The 23,108-nt window shown below is 39.6% G+C and carries 25 protein-coding genes; 5 read left to right on the top strand and 20 right to left on the bottom strand.

Going from position 1 to position 23,108, the window contains the following annotated elements:
• Positions 1-89 precede the first annotated feature (89 nt).
• The 4 genes from J2S07_RS09360 to J2S07_RS09345 form a co-directional block, all read right to left on the bottom strand.
• Positions 90-1,346, bottom strand: coding sequence for a site-specific DNA-methyltransferase (locus J2S07_RS09360; RefSeq protein WP_307150150.1), 1,257 nt, complete (start codon positions 1,344-1,346; stop codon positions 90-92).
• Positions 1,327-2,502, bottom strand: a complete 1,176-nt coding sequence (metK, locus tag J2S07_RS09355) for a methionine adenosyltransferase (protein WP_307150149.1) — start codon at positions 2,500-2,502, stop codon at positions 1,327-1,329. The genes J2S07_RS09360 and metK overlap by 20 nt, the downstream gene beginning before the upstream one ends.
• 20 nt (positions 2,503-2,522) lie before the next feature.
• On the bottom strand, positions 2,523-3,074 hold the full coding sequence (locus J2S07_RS09350) for a P27 family phage terminase small subunit (protein WP_307150148.1): 552 nt from the start codon (positions 3,072-3,074) through the stop codon (positions 2,523-2,525).
• Positions 3,075-3,185: 111 nt separating this feature from the next.
• Positions 3,186-3,545 carry an HNH endonuclease gene (locus J2S07_RS09345; protein WP_124763832.1) on the bottom strand — a complete coding sequence of 120 codons (360 nt, stop codon included), beginning with the start codon at positions 3,543-3,545 and terminating at the stop codon, positions 3,186-3,188.
• A 284-nt stretch (positions 3,546-3,829) separates the two neighbouring features.
• Here J2S07_RS09345 and J2S07_RS09340 point away from each other — a divergent pair, with 284 nt between their 5' ends.
• Both J2S07_RS09340 and def read left to right on the top strand, forming a co-directional pair.
• Entirely contained in the window at positions 3,830-4,021 is a 192-nt protein-coding gene (locus tag J2S07_RS09340) for a helix-turn-helix transcriptional regulator (protein WP_027625332.1), read from the top strand.
• Positions 4,014-4,589: a peptide deformylase gene (def, locus tag J2S07_RS09335; protein ID WP_090411893.1), complete on the top strand. Its 576-nt coding sequence runs from the start codon at positions 4,014-4,016 to the stop codon at positions 4,587-4,589. Before J2S07_RS09340 ends, def begins: the two co-directional genes overlap by 8 nt.
• 193 nt (positions 4,590-4,782) lie before the next feature.
• On the opposite strand, the gene J2S07_RS09330 is transcribed toward def, so the two are convergent.
• The 7 genes from J2S07_RS09330 to J2S07_RS09300 form a co-directional block, all read right to left on the bottom strand.
• On the bottom strand, positions 4,783-5,196 hold the full coding sequence (locus tag J2S07_RS09330) for a DUF1492 domain-containing protein (RefSeq protein WP_307150147.1): 414 nt from the start codon (positions 5,194-5,196) through the stop codon (positions 4,783-4,785).
• Positions 5,193-5,411 carry a hypothetical protein gene (locus tag J2S07_RS09325; protein WP_000338537.1) on the bottom strand — a complete coding sequence of 73 codons (219 nt, stop codon included), beginning with the start codon at positions 5,409-5,411 and terminating at the stop codon, positions 5,193-5,195. The genes J2S07_RS09330 and J2S07_RS09325 overlap by 4 nt, the downstream gene beginning before the upstream one ends.
• A complete protein-coding gene (locus J2S07_RS09320) occupies positions 5,411-6,772 on the bottom strand; it encodes an SNF2-related protein (protein WP_307150146.1) in 1,362 nt (453 codons plus the stop codon). The genes J2S07_RS09325 and J2S07_RS09320 overlap by 1 nt, the downstream gene beginning before the upstream one ends.
• The gene (locus tag J2S07_RS09315) at positions 6,753-7,034 is read right to left on the bottom strand and encodes a VRR-NUC domain-containing protein (protein WP_012103000.1); all 282 of its coding nucleotides are present in this window, start codon (positions 7,032-7,034) and stop codon (positions 6,753-6,755) included. The genes J2S07_RS09320 and J2S07_RS09315 overlap by 20 nt, the downstream gene beginning before the upstream one ends.
• 218 nt (positions 7,035-7,252) lie before the next feature.
• Positions 7,253-9,619 (bottom strand): virulence-associated E family protein, encoded by a 2,367-nt coding sequence (locus J2S07_RS09310; RefSeq protein ID WP_307150145.1) that lies wholly within the window; start codon positions 9,617-9,619, stop codon positions 7,253-7,255.
• Positions 9,616-10,050 carry a DUF7768 domain-containing protein gene (locus J2S07_RS09305; RefSeq protein ID WP_145614205.1) on the bottom strand — a complete coding sequence of 145 codons (435 nt, stop codon included), beginning with the start codon at positions 10,048-10,050 and terminating at the stop codon, positions 9,616-9,618. The genes J2S07_RS09310 and J2S07_RS09305 overlap by 4 nt, the downstream gene beginning before the upstream one ends.
• Positions 10,050-10,802: a phage antirepressor KilAC domain-containing protein gene (locus J2S07_RS09300; protein WP_100330393.1), complete on the bottom strand. Its 753-nt coding sequence runs from the start codon at positions 10,800-10,802 to the stop codon at positions 10,050-10,052. Before J2S07_RS09300 ends, J2S07_RS09305 begins: the two co-directional genes overlap by 1 nt.
• A 333-nt stretch (positions 10,803-11,135) precedes the next feature.
• On the opposite strand from J2S07_RS09300, the gene J2S07_RS09295 reads away from it, so the two are divergent.
• From J2S07_RS09295 to J2S07_RS09285, 3 genes are all read left to right on the top strand, one after another.
• On the top strand, positions 11,136-11,432 hold the full coding sequence (locus tag J2S07_RS09295; protein ID WP_072892077.1) for a hypothetical protein: 297 nt from the start codon (positions 11,136-11,138) through the stop codon (positions 11,430-11,432).
• Positions 11,433-11,565: 133 nt separating this feature from the next.
• Positions 11,566-11,880, top strand: a complete 315-nt coding sequence (locus J2S07_RS09290; protein ID WP_060668992.1) for a hypothetical protein — start codon at positions 11,566-11,568, stop codon at positions 11,878-11,880.
• Between the two features lie 137 nt (positions 11,881-12,017).
• On the top strand, positions 12,018-12,323 hold the full coding sequence (locus J2S07_RS09285) for an immunity protein CdiI family protein (protein WP_307150144.1): 306 nt from the start codon (positions 12,018-12,020) through the stop codon (positions 12,321-12,323).
• A gap of 201 nt (positions 12,324-12,524) precedes the next feature.
• On the opposite strand, the gene J2S07_RS09280 is transcribed toward J2S07_RS09285, so the two are convergent.
• The 9 genes from J2S07_RS09280 to J2S07_RS09240 form a co-directional block, all read right to left on the bottom strand.
• Entirely contained in the window at positions 12,525-14,459 is a 1,935-nt protein-coding gene (locus J2S07_RS09280; RefSeq protein ID WP_307150143.1) for a DNA polymerase, read from the bottom strand.
• A gap of 72 nt (positions 14,460-14,531) precedes the next feature.
• Entirely contained in the window at positions 14,532-15,080 is a 549-nt protein-coding gene (locus J2S07_RS09275) for a DUF2815 family protein (RefSeq protein WP_204797893.1), read from the bottom strand.
• A gap of 4 nt (positions 15,081-15,084) precedes the next feature.
• Positions 15,085-16,221: a DUF2800 domain-containing protein gene (locus tag J2S07_RS09270; protein ID WP_307150142.1), complete on the bottom strand. Its 1,137-nt coding sequence runs from the start codon at positions 16,219-16,221 to the stop codon at positions 15,085-15,087.
• Positions 16,214-16,537, bottom strand: coding sequence for an rRNA biogenesis protein rrp5 (locus J2S07_RS09265; RefSeq protein WP_307150141.1), 324 nt, complete (start codon positions 16,535-16,537; stop codon positions 16,214-16,216). Before J2S07_RS09265 ends, J2S07_RS09270 begins: the two co-directional genes overlap by 8 nt.
• Complete coding sequence (locus tag J2S07_RS09260; protein ID WP_061129967.1) at positions 16,512-16,730, bottom strand: hypothetical protein; 219 nt, start codon at positions 16,728-16,730, stop codon at positions 16,512-16,514. Before J2S07_RS09260 ends, J2S07_RS09265 begins: the two co-directional genes overlap by 26 nt.
• Positions 16,731-16,776: 46 nt before the next feature.
• Positions 16,777-17,301, bottom strand: coding sequence for an RNA polymerase sigma factor (locus tag J2S07_RS09255; protein WP_222123464.1), 525 nt, complete (start codon positions 17,299-17,301; stop codon positions 16,777-16,779).
• Between the two features lie 369 nt (positions 17,302-17,670).
• Positions 17,671-19,257, bottom strand: a complete 1,587-nt coding sequence (locus tag J2S07_RS09250; protein WP_061129965.1) for an ImmA/IrrE family metallo-endopeptidase — start codon at positions 19,255-19,257, stop codon at positions 17,671-17,673.
• Positions 19,232-19,984 carry a M48 family metallopeptidase gene (locus tag J2S07_RS09245; protein WP_061129964.1) on the bottom strand — a complete coding sequence of 251 codons (753 nt, stop codon included), beginning with the start codon at positions 19,982-19,984 and terminating at the stop codon, positions 19,232-19,234. Before J2S07_RS09245 ends, J2S07_RS09250 begins: the two co-directional genes overlap by 26 nt.
• Complete coding sequence (locus J2S07_RS09240) at positions 19,977-23,102, bottom strand: type I restriction endonuclease subunit R (RefSeq protein ID WP_307150140.1); 3,126 nt, start codon at positions 23,100-23,102, stop codon at positions 19,977-19,979. The genes J2S07_RS09245 and J2S07_RS09240 overlap by 8 nt, the downstream gene beginning before the upstream one ends.
• Positions 23,103-23,108: the final 6 nt, after the last annotated feature.

The raw sequence follows: 23,108 nt of genomic DNA, 5'->3' as shown, positions 1-23,108 counted from the left end.
CTTTCTATTTTCGGTACGTACATATATCACTCTAAAAGCTGTTATTATCAAGTCATTTAGAGCATCTTTCTGTAGAAAATACTGTTCCATTAATCGGCGGTATTTTGTGTAGATAAATCAACATTTGGCAAATCACAATATCTGAATTTCGAGCTATCTCTGAAAAGAAACACACCATCAGAGTTTCCGACTTGCTCAATATACCTTTTCACAATGACATCACAGTACTTTTCATCTAGTTCAATGGTATAGCAGATTCTATCGGTCTGATCACAGGCAATCAATGTGCTTCCTGAACCACCGAAGGGATCAAGCACAATGCAGTTACTAAGGCTCGAGTTCATAATGGGATATGCCACAAGTGCCACGGGTTTCATGGTTGGGTGGTCGCTATTTTTCTTTGGTTTCTCAAACTCCCAGATGGTGGTCTGCTTGCGGTCTGAATACCAGAGATGCTTGCCTTTCTTTTTCCATCCAAAGAGTACCGGTTCATGTTGCCATTGATAAGGAGAGCGACCGAGAACAAGGGACTGCTTTTTCCATATACAAGTACCGGATAGATAAAATCCCGCATCGGAGAATGCTCTTCTGAAATTGAGTCCTTCCGTATCAGCATGGAATACATAAATAGAAGCGTCCTTTGCCATCGCTGCTTCGGTGTTTTGAAATGCCGCAAGCAGAAAATCATAGAACGCTTCGTTAGCCATGTTGTCATTTTTGATTTTTCCAGCAGTGCCTTCATAGTTAACGTTATATGGAGGGTCCGTAACTACCAGATTGGCAGCTTTCCCATCCATCAAGACATCAAAGGTGTCTTTCTTTGTACTGTCTCCGCAGACTAATCGATGCTGTCCGAGTATCCAAACATCCCCTAAATGCGAAACAGCGGGCTTTTTCAGCTCGCTGTCTACATCGAAATCATCTTCTTTTATATTATCCTTAAGGGAATCTTTGAAAAGATCCTCTAACTCTCCTGGGTCAAATCCTGTAAGAGAAACATCAAAATCAGAAGCATTTAGGTCTGTAATGAGAAGTGCCAATTTATCTTTATCCCAATCGCCACTTATTTTATTTAGTGCAATGTTCAGAGCCTTTTCCTTTTGCTCATCCATTTCGACAACTACGCATTCTATTTCATCCATGCCCATACTCAGCAGGACTTTCAAGCGTTGATGCCCTCCGATAACTTTGCCTGTGGTCTTATTCCATATAACGGGTTCTACATATCCAAACTCCTCAAGGGAGCGTTTAAGTTTCTCATATTCCGGATCACCCGGTTTTAAATCCTTCCTTGGGTTATATTCAGCGGGGATGAGTTGTTTCGTTTTAATCTTCTCTATCAACATACTTTTCCACCGCCTTTCTAAATTCACTGTATTTATTTACATCCTCCCACGGGAACAGACAACTATTAAAGTGACCATAAGCCGCTGTGTCAGAATAAACCACATTTCTAAGACGTAGTTTTTCAATGATGGCCGCAGGTCTTAAGTTGAAAGTCTCCTGAGCTGCAATAGTTAATATTTCATCAGAAACAGTTCCAGTGCCAAGGGTATTTACAGTAAAGGCTACTGGATTTGCCTTACCAATGGCATAGGAAATACTCACTTCACACTTCTTTGCATAACCACACCAAACAATATGCTTGGCAATATACCGAGCCATGTAAGCACCGCTTCGGTCAACTTTGGTTGGGTCTTTACCACAAAGAGCACCACCTCCATGAGATGCAAGCCCTCCATAGGTGTCGACCATGATTTTTCTACCAGTCAAACCCGTATCAGCAGCGGGACCACCAAGAACAAACTGACCTGATGGATTGATGAGAAGTTCTGTTTCATCATCAAAAGGGAAATCCTCAAAGCATTGCCATAAGACATTGTTAAGAATATCCGCCTTAAGTTCTTCCTGCGTTTTATTCTTATCATGCTGCACAGAGATCACAATCGTCTTTATTCTCACTGGAGTGTCATCCTTATACTCCACCGTTACCTGTGCTTTACCATCGGGAAGAATCCCTTTGATCAGTTTTCCTTTGCGACAATCATCCAGTCTCTTTACGATTCTGTGAGACAGTACAAGGGGGAGAGGAAGCATTTCTCTTGTTTCCTTTGTGGCATAGCCATACATAGTTCCCTGGTCTCCAGCACCTATCGAACCGTACTGTTCATTTATACCATTTCGTTCTTCTAGTGCGGTATTCACACCAGCCGCAATATCTACACTTTGATTATGTACATATACATAAATCAAAAATTTTAGAGGATTGTATCCCACATCTTTCAGTACAATTTTTACAATGTCTCTAATGTTCACTTTCTCGCTGCAGGAGATCTCGCCCGCCACGATAATTTTTCCTTTAGTTGCCATAACCTCGCAAGCCACCCTTGATGCCCTATCTTTACGTAGGCAAGCTTCCAAAATGCTATCTGCTATGATGTCGCATAGTTTGTCAGGATGTCCAGCACATACACTTTCTGCTGTTAAATATCTTTTACTCATTACATCATATCTCCTCATCTTTATTTTCCTCTGCGGGCAGATAGCAGTCGCTCCATCACATCGTCCTGTGGGTTTAAACCAGAATACTCTGTAGCACAGTTCTCTCTAACGATTTGATATATCTCCATCCATAGCCTGTTTGTCTGACTCATAAAGTTCTGACTCATTGCTACATAAGGACTTTGAATAGCATTGCCGGTGGTTGGGTGCTTGGCTAGAAAGCCAAACTCGGTTACTGCTTCCTCACACTGTATCCATCTGGCCGCACTCATGGCATATCGTTCTAGAAGCTGTGGAAGTACCAAATGGGCACATCCTCGTTCTTCAAGCCATCTCCATGTAATTTCATAGATTTCACTCGCTACTAGGGTTTTACCATCCTTTTGTACTGCAGAGAGCATGGCCATTGGCTTTGGCATTTCCTGCCCCTTCAGGTCAGCGGTATTTTGGAACTCAACGACTTCAAGCTTTCTTTTACCGGGATTTCCCTCTGCAATTTTGTCAGCAAGTGGTTTTTTCTTTTGACCGGAGCCTATACGGGCACCGCCACGATTTGTTCCATCTTTGGCCATTCACTCACCTCTTTTCGTCGATGGGCCTATTACCCTGTTTGAAACCGCGAATTTTCACGCGTTGCCCCACGCCCGTTACACAAAGAAAAAGCTGTGGAGATTTGACTCCCCCTACCGGGTTCCCCAACGGTCTCCATCTCTTGCCGTGATTGCAGAGTGGCAAGGAGTACAAAGAGCCATCAGATTACTTCTATCGTGAGTCCCTCCTCTTGCAAGAGGAAGAATGTGATGGACTTCATTTGCAGGGGTCAGCTTTCCTTGTCGTTTACATTTCTCACAAAGAGGATGAGCTGCAATGTAACGGTCACGTATTCTTTTCCAAGCACGACCATAACGCTTACGGGTTGCTGGGTCACGGTCATACTTTTCATACCGTGCGGCTTCCTTCTTGCCATGCTCTTCACAAAAGCGCTTGTCGGTTAGCTCTGGGCAACCAGGGTAAGAGCACGGTCGCTTAGGTTTCTTTGGCATACTTGCACCTCCTTTTGCCCATAGAAAAAGCCCTCGCAGGAGAAATGCTCCCGTGAAGGCTTCTGTTTATTAATATTCCATACTACCATTATATAACTTTCACTACGGACAAACAGTGTCATTGTGTGCCAAACTGTGCCAAAGTGTGCCAACCTTTTACGAGCATTCAGATTACTGCGTACAAAAACCACTAATAGATACATTGAAATGTCCAAATTTATTGACATATTTATTGAAATTGTTATAATAAAAAATGTCCAATATCTTTGACATAGGTGATACTGTTGAAAAATAAAATTAAAGCAATACGGAACAAATTGGGGATAACACAAGAGCAACTTGCTAAGAAGTGTGGAGTTGTTAGACAAACAATAAATTGTATAGAGAATGATAAATATGATCCCACACTAGAACTGGCATTTAAATTATCAAAAACGTTAAAAGTAAAGGTAGATGAATTGTTTATTTATGAATAAATTTCATTCAAATTATATGATAACAATGGAAGATATTGTGGGTGAAGGTAATGATATCTTACATCGACCAACACTAGAAGTGATGGTACCTCCCTCTGAGGAAGATAAGGAAACATTAACTAGTATGATGAATTTCTTAAAAAATAGTCAAGACCCCATTCTATCCAAAAAATATAAATTGCGTGGAGGAGTTGGATTATCCGCGAATCAGATTGGCTTGAATAAGCGAATGTTTGTAGCGTATTTCACTGACGAGAGGGAGAAAGAACATGAATATACTCTTATTAATCCAAAAATAATAAGTCATTCAGTTTCTATGATTTACTTACCACCAAGTGAAGGTTGCCTTTCTGTTGATCGAGATATAAATGGATTCGTCCCAAGATATGAAAGAATTAAAGTGAAAGGGTTTAATTTAGAAGGAGAAGAAATAATATTAAAACTCAATGGCTATTCCTCTATTGTTATTCAACATGAAATAGATCATCTAAATGGAATTATGTTTTATGACCGTATCAATAAAGATAATCCTTTCAAACTACCTGAAAACTGTAAAAGTTTATACTGAAATCACGCATTAGGCAGATACTCAAAGCAGGTAAGAAATGAGCTGTTGTTTTGACAGCTCATTTTAATTTAATTAATCATTAAAAGTGAAATACTAATTATTTGAATCACTGCTATTTTCCCACATTGACTAAAGGTAGTGGAGAAGATGGCCTTTTGACCCTCTTCCCTCACTCTTTTCAGATTACTCCTTTTTATTTAGGCACCTTTAAATGCTGCAATGCAGATGAATGGAGTCTATGCACGGTTCTCATAGAAACATTAAGGTTAACACAGACTTCTTCCCAGTTAAGAAAGTTAATGTATCGGTAGCGAAGAATCAGCTTCTCATCTACGTTTTCCATCTGGTTAATTGCTTCACGGATATCTGATTTAAGCTTTACTAGCCGTTCAACCTCTTGTTGTATCTGTTGCTCCAAATCTACTATTCTAATCACATACTTTTCAAAGGGTGGGTCAGTACACTTGGTTCGACTGACTTTTTCCTCAAGAACGGGGGATGAAACACTTCTTGATAGTTCCCTTAAGTTTTGTAACTCTTCAAGGTCGGAATTAATCACTTCATTCAGACGATAGGCCTGTTTTAAGAATTCCTTAGCTGTCATCATCGCACCACCTCCTCTTGTAGCTGTTGGATTAACATGTCAGGGTTTAGAGAGGTGAGGACATTGAACAATTCAGAATGAAAGAAGCACTCCACCTCACGTTTCGTATATAAAGCAGAATCATTGCGAGGGTGTTTTGCTAGTCTTTTTAATGCAAAACGATAATCCTTAACTGCCTGAAGAATAATGGCATTTGCCAGTTTTTCAAATGCATCCATCATACGGCATCCCTCGCTTTCCCAAGATTTGCTTTGACCGCATTAATAAGCTCGGATTGTGTCTTGTCCTTTCGTTTCAAGGCTCCCATCACATCTTCATCGATTGTGCCTTTAGTAATAATGTGATGGATTACCACTGTCTCTTTTTGTCCCTGTCTCCAAAGTCTCGCATTTGTTTGTTGATAGAGTTCCAGACTCCAAGTAAGTCCAAACCAAATAAGAGTTGAACCTCCACTTTGTAAGTTGAGACCGTGTCCCGCCGATGCAGGATGGATAACCGCCACAGAAATATCACCGTTGTTCCAATCCTTAATATCCTTGGAAGTTTTAATTTCTCTGACATTGAATTTTGCCTTAATACGCTCTAAATCGTGATTATACCAATAGGCAATAAGCACAGGTTTGCCGTTAGCACCTTCAATTAAATCCTCAAGAGCATCTAGCTTGCGGTCGTGGATAATATGGGGGTTTTTATCATCATCATAGATAGCACCGTTTGCCATTTGCAGAAGTTTGCCTGAAAGAACAGCTGCATTCATGGCATCTATTTCTTCATCACCAAATTCAAGGACCATCTCTTCACGAAAGTGTTCATATACTGATTGTTCTTTATCATTAAGATAGACAGGCACTTCGTTGATCACGCATTCAGGCATTTTTAGAAAATCTATCGACTTCATGGAAATGGTAATATCAGAAATGAGCCGATATATGGCATCTTCAGCACCTGGCAATGGTTTATATGAAAATACGATTTGCTGATTGCGTTTATCTGGTGTAAAGAAGGAATTGCGGTAGTGAGTTATGTACCTGCCGAGTCTTTTACCCATGTCGAGAATACGAAACTCTGCCCACAAATCCATTAATCCATTACTGGAAGGTGTGCCCGTAAGACCCACAATCCGTTTTGCCCTCGGTCTTACTTTTAGTAAACTTTTAAACCTTTTTGCGCCATAGGACTTAAAAGATGATAGTTCATCAATGACCACCATATCGAAATTAAAAGGAATACTGCTTTTGTTTACCAACCAGTCAACATTTTCTCTGTTTATAAGATAGACACTTGCAGGTTTCCTTAGAGCCGCCAATCGCTCCTGCTCTGTACCGATTGCTACCGAAAACTTGAGTCCTTTTAAATGCTCCCACTTATTTATCTCAGCTGGCCAAGTATCCCTAGCTACTCGAAGTGGGGCAATGACCAGAACCTTTCCAATTTCAAAACGATCAAGACATAGGTCGAATATAGCAGTTAGAGTAATGACGCTTTTGCCAAGACCCATTTCTAAAAACACCGCAGCAATGGGATGCTCTAGAATGAAGTTCGTTGCATAGGTCTGATATTTATGAGGATTGTATTTCACCGAGTATCCCTCCAATCTGCTTAACATCATCAATGACATAGCAGGCAAAGCCTAACTTCTGTAATTGCTTTATTCTTCTAATCTGTAACAGTCGAGGTTTCTTTCCGGGAGCCTTTAATTCCACAAATGCCATCTTCCCATGCGGTAAAAGCACTAGGCGGTCTGGCATTCCATCTAAACCTGGGCTAACAAACTTCGCTGCAATGCCTCCCATCTTTTTTACCTCAGCCACCAGTTTCTTTTCGATATATTTTTCAAGCATAAATACCTCCCATATAAAAAGGCCGGAACAAGAAAACAACTATGAACCAATTTTCCTATACGCGCGTGTATGCGTGTACGCACAGGCTACTATTACTTCTTTTTACTATTTATAAATAAATAGGTTACTTCTTGTTCCACTTGTTCCGAACCTTTGATTTTCCTTATTATTACTAACTTTAGGGAAGGAACTAGTATGGGAACAAGCTAAGGTACAACTTAGCGTTGTTCCTCGACTCGGGAATAAGCTCGTTGCTTTCCGTAGACAGGAAACGTTACAACACCATTCTTGTTCCCAGTGTACTTGTTCCACTCACTGATCTTTCTCATAATGGCACCGATGGCATAGGAATCTGAAGGCTTTAGCATTGATGCCTCTTTACCGAAACATTCACACCAAATCTCCATATTGCAGACAAGAGTCCTTTTTACTGTTCCAACACGGGTGCCGCCGCCAAATTCACTACCGCCGAGGAAATTTCTACGCTCGTACAGAGACATCGTGTCCCAATCATCCGGCAAGAGCGTATCCAAGTAAGTACGAACCAGTCCTTCTCGTTCATCTGTTTCCATGGCATCTGCCTGTTCACTAGTTGCCATGGATATATCATCACCTTCAAGGTAGAGTTTTTCGCCCTTCTCATATAGCTCTAGTGCCTCTGCCCAAATCTGCTGCACTTCCTCTTTGGTCATCTGCCAAGCTTTCTTTTTACCGTTACCGCTAATACGGACTGGCCAGAATCTGCGGTTGCCTGTAATATCCCGAAGAAATCCACTTTCTGCATTCGTTGAACCTACAATTACACACTGACGGGGATGGCTTTCGACGTTGACCCCATAACTGGCACGGTACTTATCATCCGCCCTTGAAATAAAAGATTTCACAATTTCCACATCCGTCTTACGCATACCAGCAAGCTCACCCAGTTCCAACAACCAATATCCCTGAAGTTTCTCAGCCCCGGATTTATCCTTCATATCTGTAATAGTCAAACTATCTGAAAACCAGTCTCCAGCAAGTTTGGCAAAGAAGGTTGACTTACCGATACCTTGAGGCCCGTTTAAGATTAGAACACTATCAAACTTTGTACCGGGCCTATAAATGCGGGCTACCGCTGCAACCATCGTTTTACGAATAATTGCCTTTGTGTAGGAATTATCTGTTGCACCGAAATAATCAATGAGTAGATTTTCTACTCGGCTAATACCATCCCATTTTGGCAGGGAGTCTAGGTACTCCTTAACAGGGTGGTAGGCTCGTTCAGCCGCCACCGCTAGCACAGCATCCTTGGTCTTGGTAGGAGAATAAACTCCGTATTTGCTGCTTAAGTACACCTTAAGAAGGGCATTGTCCGAATCATTCCAACCAGCCTTGATCTGTTCCCAAGGCAGACCACCTTTGGCATCTATACCATCACGGTGGCAGTTGAAAGCTATATACTGTAAATCTTCATCATGCCGAATAATCTGAACGATATTGTCCAGCGTGTCTTTTATCCGACCTTGCTTATCCAATTCCAAACCTGTCTGCCAATCCTCATCACTAAACTCCTCTTCAGCCTGAGCCTGTCTCTCCTTTGCGAACTCAGCTTTTACCACTTCATCTTTTATAGCAAACTCGCACATTGCCACAAAAGACGGCATCCTGCCAGGAGCCGTAGTAGTGGAAGCTCTATCATCTAAAGAGCCGAATTTATGAATACGAACGAGATCAAAAGCATTAAGGAGCAGGCCGCTTGCTGGATCAGTAGCATGGTGGCTGTATGCAAATTTATCATCATAGATAATCACACCCGCACTACTGTCAGCTGGAATATAGTCATATCGCCCTTCCATAGCAGATGGTTCATAAACTGCACCTAAAAATTTATCAATTGCTTCACGAACGGAATAGGCGCGACAGAAAGTTCCTACCACACCTTCCTTTAAAAGAGGATCTGCTTGTTCTTTCAGACTGCGATTAATAACTTCAGACTGCCTGCTTGATACAGGCCAAGTTGATGTATCCCGCCAATTTTCATATTTTAATAGATAAACATCGGGGTCAAGTAATTCTCCATCCTGCTCTTCGTAGACAAATTGACCATTAGAGGAAGTGGATGGCCAATACATAAGGCGATGGGGTTCATATGTCGTATCATCGAAAAGATCAATACCAATTTCTTTTGCCACCATACGTCCAACAGCTGCATATTCTTCTTCGCTGATCTCACGAGCAAGGGGAACGATAAGTCTGAGTCTTGGATTTTCTGGTGTGTGCTTATGAGTGGAGTAAACGCAACATTTGAAATCAAAAAGCATACTGATTTGCTCCCAAACATCTGGTCTACCGTAATCCATATCAAGGGTGAGCAAAGAACGACACAGAACATTGCCCTTCTTTCGCCTTCCTTCTTTTAAATGTCCTCCGACAAAGCCGCCTACATCCTTGGTATCATCTTGTTGACCTCTTTTTAACTTCCGATATTCTTCTACTGTTTCCGTGGTGCGTTGCGTCGTCTTTACACGGGAGCAAAAATCCTCCCAGGAGATATCTTTGTTTTTCCATTTTCTATCCATCCGGCTATTGCCCACTGCAATTTTCATAAGCTTTCAACCTCCTCATGCTCCGGACTAAAATATCTGACCGTTTGTCTGCGTTTCTTGGCTACTTCAATTTCCCTCGCCATACCGGTTGAGATGGTATTGCCCAGCACCCACACCTCGGAGCATTTGCCCATAAGCACGATGTCCATAAATATGGCAAGCTCCCGTTCCTCTGGGTTTTCATCATCCATAAACTGAGGAAACATAAGATGGGGAGCAATCGGGATACAGTTTTGGTCTAGAGCAAACCTGCAAAAACTGCGAGCCTTTTTAATGTTTCCTTCTACATCACCGGAATAGGGAGAACAGATATATACAAGCGGCTTAAAGGCAGATTTTTTCTCTGCCTTTTCCTTTCTCATTATGTTGGTCAGTGCTTCATGGGGAGTTGGGTCATGGTATCCTTCATGGTTAAATTTGTTGATCCCCATTACACACCCTCCATTTCTATCTGAGGCAAAATACCGTCCGCCTTCATCAGTTCGTAAATGAAGAGTCTGCCTTTTTGAGTCCAATATGTATGGACCTTTGTATGCTGTTCACCGTTACTGCCAAGGTAGCTATGTGTCTTGGTGCTGGTGTAGCCTTTTTCCGCATACTTCTGATATAAAAGCCAGATGCCGCCTTGTTTAAACTGGACACCCTTTTTATTAAGATAGCGATTCATCCAAATAGCTGACTTGCCGTAATCTTTGGCAATTGCTGAGGTGGAAATGAGGTCTTTGCAATTTAAAACTACATCGTAATAGGAGACTTTCGGTTTCATTTCTGCAATTTGCTGATTCTGAACGGCAATCGTACCTTCAAGCACTTTATTTTGTTTCCTTACTTGAGTTAGCTGTTGATTAGCAATCTGAAGTGCCCTTGCCATGATTGCTTCTGGGGAATTCCATCTTCTTTCTATTTCAAGAAAGTATTGGCGACACTCTTTCCCTTTTGGAGTACGCTGTATCATGCATAGCTCTTTTGCCATGTCAATTGTTAACTGATGGTCAATGCTTGGTCTGCCTCCAGTACTTTCGCTCAAAAATGAGCTAAAGTCTGATCCTTCCTCAAATCCGTACTCACACATTCTTGGAAACCAATCTTTATAAGCGGTCTTTACTTCCAAGGCTTCATGTAAATCACGACCGAGTACGGTTGGTCGTTGATTTTCATAATTGATTTTTACTAATTCGTCCATACGAATTACCTCCTGCAATATAGTCAGAGGAAAGTTCCTCTACCTAATAGCCACAGGAGGTAATGATTGTTGAGGATTTTGAAAAAATTATTTAGAATTCTGATTATCGTAAGGAATTTGTTTATGCTAAAATGGATTCAAAGATTGATTCAGCAGTTTTTTACTTCAACAAACGGGCCAAGGAATAATGTGTATATAGAAAATTGCTATTGAATGAAGAAGTTGTGAAAGCTTTCACTTAAACTAACGGGGCAGAAGAGTTGAAGAAGAATTTGTAATAAATAAATCCGATTTAATTTAAAAATGAAGGAATTTACTTGAGGATGTGATTTAATGCAAGATATATTACAAGATTTTTTGAAAGTGGAGATTTCTCATCAAGACTATTATGACGGACTTATTCGTTTTATCTATTCTGGAAATATCAGATGCGGAGAATATGAATGCAACCAATATGTTGTAAAAAAAATGGATTTCTTAAACTATATTGTTTTTGCAGAATATGTAATTGATGAAAAGAGAGAAATTCACCAATCATTTTCTATTTCCAAAAGTAAGCTGCTTAAAGCAATTAATAACTATGCAAAGAAACAAGGATTTAAAATAAGAAGTTTTGATTGGGCTAATTAGTGAGGTACTAATTTTATTGTTCAATTAACGGGTGCTTATCTTCAAGAAGCGTAATGCCCTGAAGTAAAGACGCAGGTTTATGGGATAAGAAATAGGTATTTATATTATGTTTGTATGGTTTAGGGGGGGTTATATGAATATGATAGATATTTTAATGACGACTTTGTTCATTGTAATACTGATTCGTGCTATCTTGAAAAATAGAAAAATTTTAAAGGAACTGACAAAACGTCAGATTTTTGGTGTAGTGATTTCCTATCTTATTACAGTTTTTATAGCCTTTATTTTTATATACTACGGTGGAAATTGGGTTGCGGGATATTTTTCAAATATATTCTTTAAGTATGTAATTTTTCTTGTAGTCGTTTGTATAGCACTTTATTTATGTATAAGCATTCTAAACAAAGTATTACAAAAGATTACTAACGGGATTCTTCCAAAAAACTAAAGGAAGTTGCTTATGGAAGTAACGGGTAGCGATAGCTGAGGAGCTGTTGATGTAGCAGTACCTCTTCTTATGGAAGTTAAGATTTGGAGGGTATTAGATATATGAAATGTTTCTGTGAACAAAAGGGAATTTATAACTTGAAGGTTGAAGGTGATGTGTGTGCTGACCCAATTTGGTGCAATCAATGTTATTGTAACCTTGACATAGAGGAGATTCCAATTTCACTTGACTTGAAGTCGGAGTTAATGAAATGGATAGGGAAGTATGGTGAATGGATAGATTGGGATAAAGATGAAATTGTCCCTGATGGAATTAAACTTGAAGAAGAACACAATAAGCAGGGTTTGATACTAACAAAACAAGTGCAAAAAGAACTTGGAGGACAATATGAGGTTTCGTTTTCACCTTCTACATTTGCAAGAATACGTGCAAACGAAAAGTAGCATTCTTTTGCACTAACGGGTGCGTTAGTTCAATTAGCTATAGGCATTATTTTTTATCTTGATCTTCAAGAATAGGGCGCGTTTACTGAACAAACAGGGTAGCACCTACTAATCATAAAATAAGTGCTATCCTGTTTTCATTATTTAAAAGTTGAAGGTCTTTTAACTTCTACCACATGATAATCCGAATACCGAATAATTTTAATCTTTTTGATAAAACTGACACTCATAACCATCAGCACTAAGCAACAGGCCATTTGCCCATGTTGGTATCTTAGCCATCTGTTCACAGATAGCGGAAAGTGACGTCCCCATATCTGCCTCGATGATAATTTCATCGTGTACATGAGCCACAATGGAACAATTCTTTAATGTCTGCATGGCATGACACAAGATGTCACGACTGATTGCCTGAACAATATTCTCTACAAATTTGGGTCCATAGCTTTCGATTCTATCCCATTTTTTCGTCCCACCGACCCCTTCATAAGTAACCGACTCACCGCCAAACATATTCTCTCCCATACGAGGTTTCACATAGGCAAGCCGTCTACCAGAAGGAAGAGCAATAAAGAGCATCCCGCTTTGATAGATAAATTTAATGCCGTGTGTCTCTGTGGGAGTTTTTTGCTTAACACAAGTTTTTACTGCCCGGTCAACATCCCACCACAGTTTTGTAATATTGGGATTGGATTGTCTCCAAGCCGTTACAAGAAGCTGAAGTTCCTCTTCTTCAATCCCCATCTCTAAAGCTCCCATTGATTTTAATGCCCCAACCGATCCGCCATAACCGAGAGCAAGTTCGGCAATTTTCCCTTTCTGACGAAGATGGCCATTCACACCATGCTTCTCAACAGGTACATTAAACATTTGAGAAGCACTGGCACAGTAGATGTCTCCGCCGTTTTGGAAAACGTCTATTCTCCATTTTTCGCCTGCTAGCCAGGCAATGACACGAGCCTCAATCGCTGAAAAATCTGCCACAATGAACTTCATACCTTCTCGTGGTATAAAAGCGGTACGGATAAGTTCCGACAGTACCTCTGGGATTGAATCATAAAGTAAGGTAAGAGCATCAAAGTTTCCGCTACGAACTAAAGCACGAGCCTGTTCCAAATCGGGCATATGGTTTTGAGGGAGATTTTGCAGTTGAATAAGCCTGCCCGAAAACCTACCAGTTCTGTTTGCACCATAAAACTGAAACATTCCTCTTGCCCGACCATCATTACATACCGCATTCTCCATTGCCGTGTATTTTTTCACCGAGGATTTTGCAAGTTGCTGACGGAGTTCTAAAACAGTTCCTAGTGGTTCAGGAGCCGTCTTTAGCATCTCAGCAACTGCTTTTTTACCAAGGGTATCTGTTTCTAGCCCATTATCGGCAAGCCAGTCTTTCATTTGTTGTACAGAGTTTGGATTCTCTAAATTGGTTATATCTTGCATTAAAGCCATTAACTTTTCACGGGAATGTTCATCCATCACAACAGCCTGTTTTACGAAAGTCATGTCAATGGCAATGCCGCGATCATTGATTTCCTGGTCGAGATGATATTCCTCCCAGATATTTTCCGGCACCAGAAACTTAGAAAATCTCTGTTGTATTGACATCTCAGCTTCCACATCCCGAAGATTATAGGCTTTAAACCGCTCCCATTTATCCATGTCATGTTCTGGCAGATTACGAACTCGACCACCATTTGATTTAGTAGGGGAGCAAGGTGTACAGAAATATTTGATGAGGTCTTTACCCTCTGTTAGCTTTTGTTTCTCCAAACCTAGAACCGCCCCAACTCCCTCCAAAGAAAGTGGTAACCCCATATATGCCGACCATATCATGGAGCATTTCCAGGATGCGGGGTCAAGATATTCTGTAAGGTTAAGCCATTTTGATAGACACACACGCTCAAACATTGCATTAAAAGCCCATTTGGTAACGGAATCATCCAAAAGTGCGTTTATAATTTCATCGGGGATTTCCTCCCCGCAAGCAAGGTCAACAACTTGTACTTCACCGCCATCCACCGAGTAGCCAAATAGTAGAATTTCAAAGTCATCACTCTCGGCATAACGGTAAACTCCAGATTTTTGAAGATTGGCGCCACTAAATGTTTCAATGTCAATAGAAATAGAGTTCATGTATTACCACCCTTTCCAATGCAAACGAGGTGGCAGAAGAACAACCTCCACCACCTCATCTGTATTTATTCCTTATGCTAGAAAATCATCATCTTCAATCGTTGTGAAGTCATCAGCTGCATTGGTTCTTCCGCCTAAAGGCTCTCCATCGCTTATCTTCTGGATGTTGCCAAGACCACAAGCTACACCCTTATTGCCATTAGAATTAAAAGCGTAGAAATTCAGGGATACTCTTGCATAGCAACCACTGTAAACCTCGTTGCGATCCAAGATAGGTCTGACTGCTTTATCTACTATTTGGGGTGGAGTCTTGCTGTTGGCATTTACAAAGTAATGCCCTTTATAAGCCTCATCGTCACGTTCTACATCACCATCACGAAGTGGCAGTTTGATAGCCGCCTTATTCGGCTTTTTACCACCAAACTTTGCAAGGCCCTCTTCAATGGCTGCATCTACTGCTGCATTGATAGCATTGATGGTTTCCTTATCTGTTTTGGGAATCAATACGGATACGCTGTACTTTTCCGCTCCGCCATTGATAGATACGGGTTCCCAGCCGTGAAAGTAGCTAAGACGTGTGTTGACACTTGTAACAACCTTTGTTCTGTTTTGATTATTCATATTCCTATTCCTCCGTTATCTCGTTAAATTCGTTTTTTACGTTTGATATATTCATAGCCTGCCGCTTATCCGAAAGCGGAACCAGCGTTGGCTTACCTGGTGGTTTATGTATGAGACCACCGAGAATCTGCTCAAATTTCTTTTTGCCCATCAGCTTCTGCATTTCCGTTAAGGTAATAAGACTATGGCGGTAGATATCCTTATAGCCGTTTGCTTTAGCAGCTTCAGCCACAGCTTCTTCGTCCTTATATTTGCGGACAGATCTGCCCTCGACAACCTTAAAACCAGGCCACTCTTTCCCGTGATTAACGGCAGCATCCGTGGCATAAGCAATGATTTCATTTGCCCATTTTGTAAGGTCGGACAATTTAGAGAGAACTTCCTCAATTTCAGAATCCGTAAGCAGGGGTGGCAGTTTAAATTCCATCTGTGCTAATTTCAGCTTTTCTTCTGCTCTTGCACGGCATTTAACAGCCGCTCGACAGAAAGTACACCATTCACCTGGAAGGTAGTCACCTTCGCCTTCATAAGCTTTTTTGGCCTTTGGTCTCAGTTCGTTTTCTGCCCAGTTTTTTAATTCCTTTACCGGGATTGTCCATGTGCTGACATTTTCCCTGCGGGGTTGGAAGATGGTCATGGAAACCTCCTCGATGTCATACAGGCTATCGTAGATTTCCAAAGCACCAAGGGCATATAATTTCATCTGCGGATTATCCACCGCATCTACTAACACACCCATGCCGTACTTAAAATCGATAATATGAAGATTTTTATCTCCAATAATAATGCAGTCACCAGTTCCAAACCCCTGCGGAACATAGCAGGAAAAATCAAGACGTTGTTCAATAAGTATTAACGGGTCCGTACAGCTTTGTTTCGCCAGTTCAAGCTGCTCCATTACAAATTCCACATAGGCATCGCTGTGTTCTTCCATCTCATCGGTGTTATAAGCCGAGACTGGCAGTTTACTTCTCATGTGAAGTGCTTTTTTAAGTTTATGTTCACAGAGAGCATGGGCGGCGGTACCTTCAGCGGCTGCATTGGATTCGCTATTTTCAAATTCCAGTTCCAATCTTGCAGATGGTAGACAATTAAGCCACCTATGGGATCCTGATGCGGAAAGTACTGCGTGATCACTCATTCCCTAGTACCTCCGCATCTTTCAACATATCTGCATAATGTTTCGGGTCAACTTCGCTTAATTTAGAGCCACCGTATTTTTGGATGATTTCTCTCACTTGGGCAGTAAGACCGGCTTGGCTCTTTTCAGCGAGTTTTGCTCTTACTTCCTCCAGAGTGATCTCCTTTTTCTTTGGCGCAGGTTCTTTTACAGATGAAGTAGGTTCTTTTGCTTCGACTGGTTCATTGCCCGCCATTGCATCAGCAACCGCTTGTATACTGTCTGCCAAAGAGCGCATATCAGAAACCACATCAAGAAGAAGTTTGATTTTGCTCATGGTTTAATCCTCCCTCCTTAATCTCACTAATGGCGAGTTCCTTTACGGTGTCACCCGGGACAAGGATAGTCAGTTTCTGCTTATCACCAAGTAAGAAACGTAGGAAACGCTCCCTTATAGTGACATTACGACAGGAGACAATCCCGCCAGACTGTGGAGTTTTTGAAACACTGATTTTCAAGTTGTGTTTCATGTTCTTCACCTCTTTCCGAGAGCGTTTATGTGCTGCCCTCTATCTATTAGCCGTGGCAAGAGGGGAAAGTTGAGGATTCAGGAAAAACTTTTTTTAAATTCTTCTTAGCGGTAGCCAAGCGATGTGAAATAGCACTTTTACTAACGCCTTCTCGCTCTGCATACTCGGTCATTGTCATGCCATCAAGATATACAGCAATAAAAGGTTCTGAATGTTTCGGCTTGAGAATGGAACGAATAATCTCACAGTAATATTCATAATCTTCCTTTTTATTTCGTGCCACTTCATGGGAATTATCGGGGAGATAGTCCATATGATCCGTTGCATCCTCGGATTCGTCGTCCTTACGGAATGGTTTTTTTGGCATCCCTCTGTGTCTATCAAATTTATGCCAGTTATTGTAGTCGGGTTTGTTATACTTATCGTTAAAAGCATCTTGAATTAAGCGCTCTTTATTTGATTTGGAAAGTCCTTCACCTACAAGGGACAGACTAACCCACATTTGCTCGGTTTCTTCATCATTAAGCTCGATTGTTTGAATTTTTTCTTCATACCTTACTGAAAATCTCATTAGATTCTCCTTTTCCCGTCTTGCAAGACGGCGGAGTACTAATGAGTCTTAGAAAAAATGACCAACAGAGTTACTTCCCGAAAATGTGCATAGGAAATAAAACGGAGGAGCATAAACTTTTCCAATAGCCCTTCATTGACTATCTTCGATTCATTTATGTATCCACCGTCTTCTGCTGGCCAGCTTTAGACGTATTTAAATTTTTGTAAGACCTGTGCCTTACACTTATAAACATAAAGGATTTCAAAATTCAGCGACCAACTCATCGAGTTGGCTTTTGTTTCCTTATAAATGGGGGTTTTTCAATTTTAAGCAAAAAAAAAGAACCCCTTTCGGGGTTCAAAACCAACTCAACGAGTTAACGAACTTTTAAATTTTTATTTCACTACCTAGTTCAGGTATTCCAAACTGCCCTAAGACTCCATTGAAATCGTCAAGCGACAGTCCTGGCATAGTATCCATTATACGAATATAGGTTTTATCAGGATCAGAATAATAATTTAATTTGTTATTTGATTTATCAAATAACTTTTGTGTTATTCTCGAACTTAATCTCATGGCTACACAAATCGCCATCAAAACATTAGTAGTCATGTTGTTATAGTTATTTTTCTTAATTTTACCATGATAGTTTATGTGCAGCCCTGTCTCTTCGTTAAATTGCTTAGGATAGTTCCATTTTCTATTCTCCATCAAAAACCATAAACACTCACACAGTGATTTAGTTGGGTCTCCTATCATCTTCATAAGTTCAATTTCTTCTTGTTCATCATAAGAAGCTAACTGTTTATAAAATGCTTGGTAAGCCTCTTCTGGTTCACACATTAAAGAAGACTGATACTTTGGATGGAATGTAAGAAGTCTATTGTCAATTCCTTCTACTTTTCTAAGTACCGCATAACCAAGAAAATCCTTATCGGCATTTTCATATGTAGTAAACTTTTGCTCACGAATATTAATAACACATTTTGCAAGATTTTTCTTTGCTTTAGCAGTTAAATGAAGTACTCCATCTTTTTGTTTTACATACTGGATGTCAGCGAGAACAAAGTACCCGTCAGCATAAACAAATCGTCCATCGCTTATCCACCCTTTAAGCACTGAATCTGTGTCAACAATCTTTAATGCTTCTACTGGGGTTAATTTGACAAAATCTTTATTGCTATTGATTTCTTCATAGACATCTTCATAATCTGAAAACCTTGAAATTGTATCTTTGAGACCAACCTCAATCAATCTATATTTTACTGATAACCGTGACGTTTTAAAGAAGATACTTAAATCTTCAATCAAAGTGTCACACGATAATATAACATTTTCTCCAGCCTCTTTATATTGTTGAATAAACTCCAGTGCCTTCTTTTTAAAGCTGTTTTTTGGCATAAGTACCCTTGGTGCTAATCTATGTGCCTGCCATTCCAACCACCTTACTTCATTTTCTTTTGTGTTCTTTCCCTCAGGTGGAGTATAGAAAGTCTCAGATTGACGGCATAAAATAGGGTATAGCTTTTCAGATGCGTTTTTACTTTTTATCTCAAGGATTTCAAAATATCTTTTATCTTTTTCCCAATGCAGTGCCTCATGGATTAGTGTGTTTCTTCTCGAACCTTCACCAAATACAGCTTCAGATAATGGATCAATCAATACAGTTCCAGCATTAAAAGCAGTTGATGTATATTGCCTTGTTTCTTGGTCATAAACATCTATATGTGCATCTAATAGCAAACAACAACCAAAAACATCTAAATTGCTAGATAAGGAAACTTCTTGTACTGTTAGTCCCATATCCTGAAGAATCTCCTCAACTGGAAGAGGCATTGGATCAACCAATGCCTGCTTACAATATTTTGTTAGAAATTTAGTTGCATAATCATCAAGTCGATTCTTTCCAAGTATCAATGCGCCCGATTTTTTATTAATATCAAAAATATCACTCGATGTTATTTTGCTCTTCATTCTCTACCCACTCCCCTTTTTCAATATAATCTAAAGGCAGCTCTGCTAATAGCTTTCTTGCCTCTTTCCAGGTAGGGTAGAACTCCTCAACAAGAGCATGAAATCTATGGGTGTGATTCTTTTCTATCAAGTGTACTAGTTCATGTATAACCACATACTCAAGACATTCGACCGGCTTTTTAGCAAGCTGCAAATTAATCCATATTCTTTTTTTATCAATGTTACAAGTACCCCATTTTGTCCTCATGTTTTTTATTTTGTATTCATTAGCATAAAGGTTTGTCTTTGCCTCGCACCTCGAAACCACACCATTCAATACTCGTTTAAGTTCTTCTCTGTACCATTCGTTAAAAGCCCTCTCCCTAGATTCCTTGGTTGATCTTTCGGGAGCAGTTAAAATTATTTTATTTGGTAGTTTAGTAATTTCGTATTTGTTTCCTTCATAAACGACCTGCAACCGATAAGGCTTTCCCCATAAATAATGTGATTCGCCAGACACATATTCACGTTCAGTTTGACGTGGTTGTGACAACATCCTATCTCTCACCTTTGTAATCTCCGGCATTTTCTTTAAAACAAAAAGCCTTATTTCTTCATCAGGATAATCACTAGGAGTGCTGACGGTTACATTTCCTTCTGGGGGATTAACCCTTATATAAAGATTTTTAAGATTTTGCTTTTTGATAATCTCTATTGGCATACCGCCAATGATTACTTCATTACACATCGTATTCTCCCTGTCTTTCAGCTATTTCGAAGACGGCATTTGTTTTTTCAGTTGCTACATCTTCGTCATAACCATATACCAATAAATTTTGATATATAGCAAGTCTTATATTTTGTTGTTTCTGGAAATTTCGCTTCCAATCAGGACGTATTGCATTACGGATAGCATTGTCACTATTTATAGCCAGTTTTTCATCTCTATCAAAGTAATCAAAGAAAGCTCTTCTGGCTTCGCTTTTCTTAATAGCATCAGGATAATCAGAATTTTCTTCCGGACGTAAAATCGCTTGTGCTAGTTCTACCACTTGACGCAGATACTCCTCATAACTCATAGCCTCAATTCGTCTTTGATCAATAACTATTTGGAGCATTTCCGATAGCTTACCATAGTAGACTTTATTTGATGACATCTTCTTAACAATTTCATGTTGCAAGTTATTTTCAATTATCTCCGCTTTAGCATTATCGCTTCCTGGAAGTTCTTTCACTAATGCATCTATTGGTGTTGTAGTTGTATTATTTAATAGCAACTCAACCAATGGCATATTGGCAAGTTCGCTTACAACCTTAGAATCTTCGGCACGAATGTAGGTGTCCAAGATATAACGCATATCCGCCTCATACGGCTTCAAGTCAATATAATCACAACTAGCAAGTTTAATCATTTCTTTTATTTTGTTATATCCAGAAATATCACTTCTAAGCTGGTTAACTTGATTATCTGAATAACCATAGTTGCTCACAAGTTTATCACAGCAATTTGCAAAGGAACGAGTCAGGGATGCAGTAAGAGCGTATAATATATCCCTACGACCTATTCTCTCATCATCCTCACTATTTTCACCACAGAAATATTCAATATAATCAGTATCCTCTTTCGGATCATTTACATTTTCCAGCAAATCCTTAAGTGATGCAATTGCACCTACCATTTCAGATTTGGCTTCATCATAACGATTCTTAATAAGTCCTTCAACATCTTCTTTATCAAAGTTATCGAAAGCCTCAGTTGTATAATCGGCAACTGCCAACTGTACATTACGGAACAAATCCATATAATCTACAATGTAACCATAGTCTTTATCCTCACCATCCGGTCTATTAACTCGACAGATTGCTTGGAACAAGTCATGATCACGCATAGATTTATCAATATATAGATAAGTGGCACTTGGTGCATCAAAACCTGTTAATAGTTTGTCCACCACAATAAGTAACTTCATTTTAGCGGGTTCTTTTTTGAATTGTTCTTTTACTTCTTTTTCGAACTCGGATAGTTTTTTACCTCTAAGCATCCGCTCATAAATAGACTTCTTATATTCTTCCTCACCCTCTTGACTTAAGTCGCTCGTAGCAGTTCTTACACTAGCGGCTGAAGGTTCGTAAGAGGTGACAACAGCACACCTATTAAAGCCATTGCTAGTAAAGATATCCCAATATCTACAAGCCTCGTATATACTGTTGGCAACCAGCATAGCCGTTCCACGTTCATTTTTAAGGCGCGGTTTTAAATTCATATCAAAGATAATGTCCCCTGCAATTTTCTCAAGTCTTTGTCTTGAACTATATAGTTTATTGATTGAAGTCCAACTCTGTTTTAAATTTGTCTTTGCTCTTTCAGTAAGACCAAAGGTTTTATTATCAAACCACAAATCTACCTTTTCCTTATTGGATAGATCTTGGTCAACATCTCTTGCCTCATAACGCAAATCAAGAACAACGCCATCTTCCACACCCTCATCAAATTTATAAGTGTGAATATACGATCCAAATGTTTCAAGGCTGGTTTTCTTGTCCTTTTTAAGTAGCGGTGTTCCTGTAAAACCTATAAGCACTGCTTCAGGCATCAATACTTTAACAGCCTCGTGTAATTTCCCCGAGTTTGTACGGTGGCATTCGTCAATAAAGGCAATAATGTTTCCTTTTGCCTTAAAGTCAGCAGGTAAGTCCTTTAATAACTCTTTCCGATACTGATCCACATCGGATTGTTTACCTGCATTGTGTCCATACTTATGAATTAAAGAGCATATGATAGAATCATCATTTTTATTTAGTATTTCTCTTAAATCAGAGCAACTCTTTGCTCTTTTAACTTTCTCATTAACATCAATAAATAGGCTCTCTATTTGGTCATCAAGCTCATCACGGTCTGTAATGATAACTACACGGCTATCTGCCAAATTTTCAATAATCCACTTAGCCAGCCAAACCATTATCAACGACTTACCGGAACCTTGTGTATTCCAAATGATACCTCCCTCTTTTTCAATAATCCTTTTCCTTGCAGCAATATTTGCAAAGTATTGATTATGTCTTGTAACCTTCTTCACTCCAGCATCAAAGATAATGAAGTCATAAATCAACGATAAAAAACGTTCTTTTTGACAAAGAGAGACTATAGCATCTCTTAGCTTATTCTTTTCTTTAGATTGAATATCCTTGATAGTTGCGGAAAGGTCATCGGTGGCTTTGATATCTTCTTTCCATTTAAGAAAATACTTTTCAGCCGTTTCGGTAGTACCGTACTTAAGCCCCTCTGCCTCATTACCTGCAAAAATTAATTGAACGGTACTAAAAAAAGGCTGAATATACTCTTTTTTTTGATTTGTAAGATTTTGACGAATACCTTCGCCAATACTAACGCATGAACGCTTTAACTCAAATACGCCTAGAGCGATGCCGTTTATATACAGCACCACATCAGGACGTTTTCTTTCTATCTGATTAAAACAAAGTACACTTACTTCTTCAGCAACATAAAAATCATTATTCTCTACATTATCCCAGTCGATATAATGCACAGTTTGACGATTTTTATTATCGTCCTTTACACCTTGCTTTCCGTAACGAAGTAGGGAATAGACCTCTTTATTGGTTTGATATAAGCTATCCACTTGATTACTTGCCTTAGTAACAAGTTCATTTACTGCTTTTGAAATTTGGTCTTTCGTATAACCGCGCTTTTCTAGATTCTTCTTTAGCAAGTCCTCTTTAACTGGTGTGTTGTCTTGATCTTCAAGGTTGCCAAGATATGTGTAGCCTAAACCACCGTCTTTTTCTTTATCTATTAACCAGTGGAGGACCTTATTTTGTAATTTTCTTTCTAAATCAACAGACATAAACTT

The organism is Anoxybacillus andreesenii (genome assembly GCF_030813005.1).
GTDB lineage: Bacteria > Bacillota > Bacilli > Bacillales > Cytobacillaceae > Robertmurraya > Robertmurraya andreesenii.
The sequence above is the reverse complement of the archived record's forward strand: the minus strand, read 5'-3'. Positions and strand labels throughout refer to the sequence as shown.

Coding starts and splice junctions, on each gene's coding strand:
- J2S07_RS09360 (WP_307150150.1), bottom strand. CDS start 1,346: ATGTTGATAGAGAAGATTAAAACGAAACAACTCATCCCCGCTGAATAT.
- metK (WP_307150149.1), bottom strand. CDS start 2,502: ATGAGTAAAAGATATTTAACAGCAGAAAGTGTATGTGCTGGACATCCT.
- J2S07_RS09350 (WP_307150148.1), bottom strand. CDS start 3,074: ATGGCCAAAGATGGAACAAATCGTGGCGGTGCCCGTATAGGCTCCGGT.
- J2S07_RS09345 (WP_124763832.1), bottom strand. CDS start 3,545: ATGCCAAAGAAACCTAAGCGACCGTGCTCTTACCCTGGTTGCCCAGAG.
- def (WP_090411893.1), top strand. CDS start 4,014: ATGAATAAATTTCATTCAAATTATATGATAACAATGGAAGATATTGTG.
- J2S07_RS09330 (WP_307150147.1), bottom strand. CDS start 5,196: ATGATGACAGCTAAGGAATTCTTAAAACAGGCCTATCGTCTGAATGAA.
- J2S07_RS09325 (WP_000338537.1), bottom strand. CDS start 5,411: ATGGATGCATTTGAAAAACTGGCAAATGCCATTATTCTTCAGGCAGTT.
- J2S07_RS09315 (WP_012103000.1), bottom strand. CDS start 7,034: ATGCTTGAAAAATATATCGAAAAGAAACTGGTGGCTGAGGTAAAAAAG.
- J2S07_RS09310 (WP_307150145.1), bottom strand. CDS start 9,619: ATGAAAATTGCAGTGGGCAATAGCCGGATGGATAGAAAATGGAAAAAC.
- J2S07_RS09305 (WP_145614205.1), bottom strand. CDS start 10,050: ATGGGGATCAACAAATTTAACCATGAAGGATACCATGACCCAACTCCC.
- J2S07_RS09300 (WP_100330393.1), bottom strand. CDS start 10,802: ATGGACGAATTAGTAAAAATCAATTATGAAAATCAACGACCAACCGTA.
- J2S07_RS09295 (WP_072892077.1), top strand. CDS start 11,136: ATGCAAGATATATTACAAGATTTTTTGAAAGTGGAGATTTCTCATCAA.
- J2S07_RS09290 (WP_060668992.1), top strand. CDS start 11,566: ATGAATATGATAGATATTTTAATGACGACTTTGTTCATTGTAATACTG.
- J2S07_RS09280 (WP_307150143.1), bottom strand. CDS start 14,459: ATGAACTCTATTTCTATTGACATTGAAACATTTAGTGGCGCCAATCTT.
- J2S07_RS09275 (WP_204797893.1), bottom strand. CDS start 15,080: ATGAATAATCAAAACAGAACAAAGGTTGTTACAAGTGTCAACACACGT.
- J2S07_RS09270 (WP_307150142.1), bottom strand. CDS start 16,221: ATGAGTGATCACGCAGTACTTTCCGCATCAGGATCCCATAGGTGGCTT.
- J2S07_RS09265 (WP_307150141.1), bottom strand. CDS start 16,537: ATGAGCAAAATCAAACTTCTTCTTGATGTGGTTTCTGATATGCGCTCT.
- J2S07_RS09260 (WP_061129967.1), bottom strand. CDS start 16,730: ATGAAACACAACTTGAAAATCAGTGTTTCAAAAACTCCACAGTCTGGC.
- J2S07_RS09255 (WP_222123464.1), bottom strand. CDS start 17,301: ATGAGATTTTCAGTAAGGTATGAAGAAAAAATTCAAACAATCGAGCTT.
- J2S07_RS09250 (WP_061129965.1), bottom strand. CDS start 19,257: ATGAAGAGCAAAATAACATCGAGTGATATTTTTGATATTAATAAAAAA.
- J2S07_RS09245 (WP_061129964.1), bottom strand. CDS start 19,984: ATGTGTAATGAAGTAATCATTGGCGGTATGCCAATAGAGATTATCAAA.
- J2S07_RS09240 (WP_307150140.1), bottom strand. CDS start 23,102: ATGTCTGTTGATTTAGAAAGAAAATTACAAAATAAGGTCCTCCACTGG.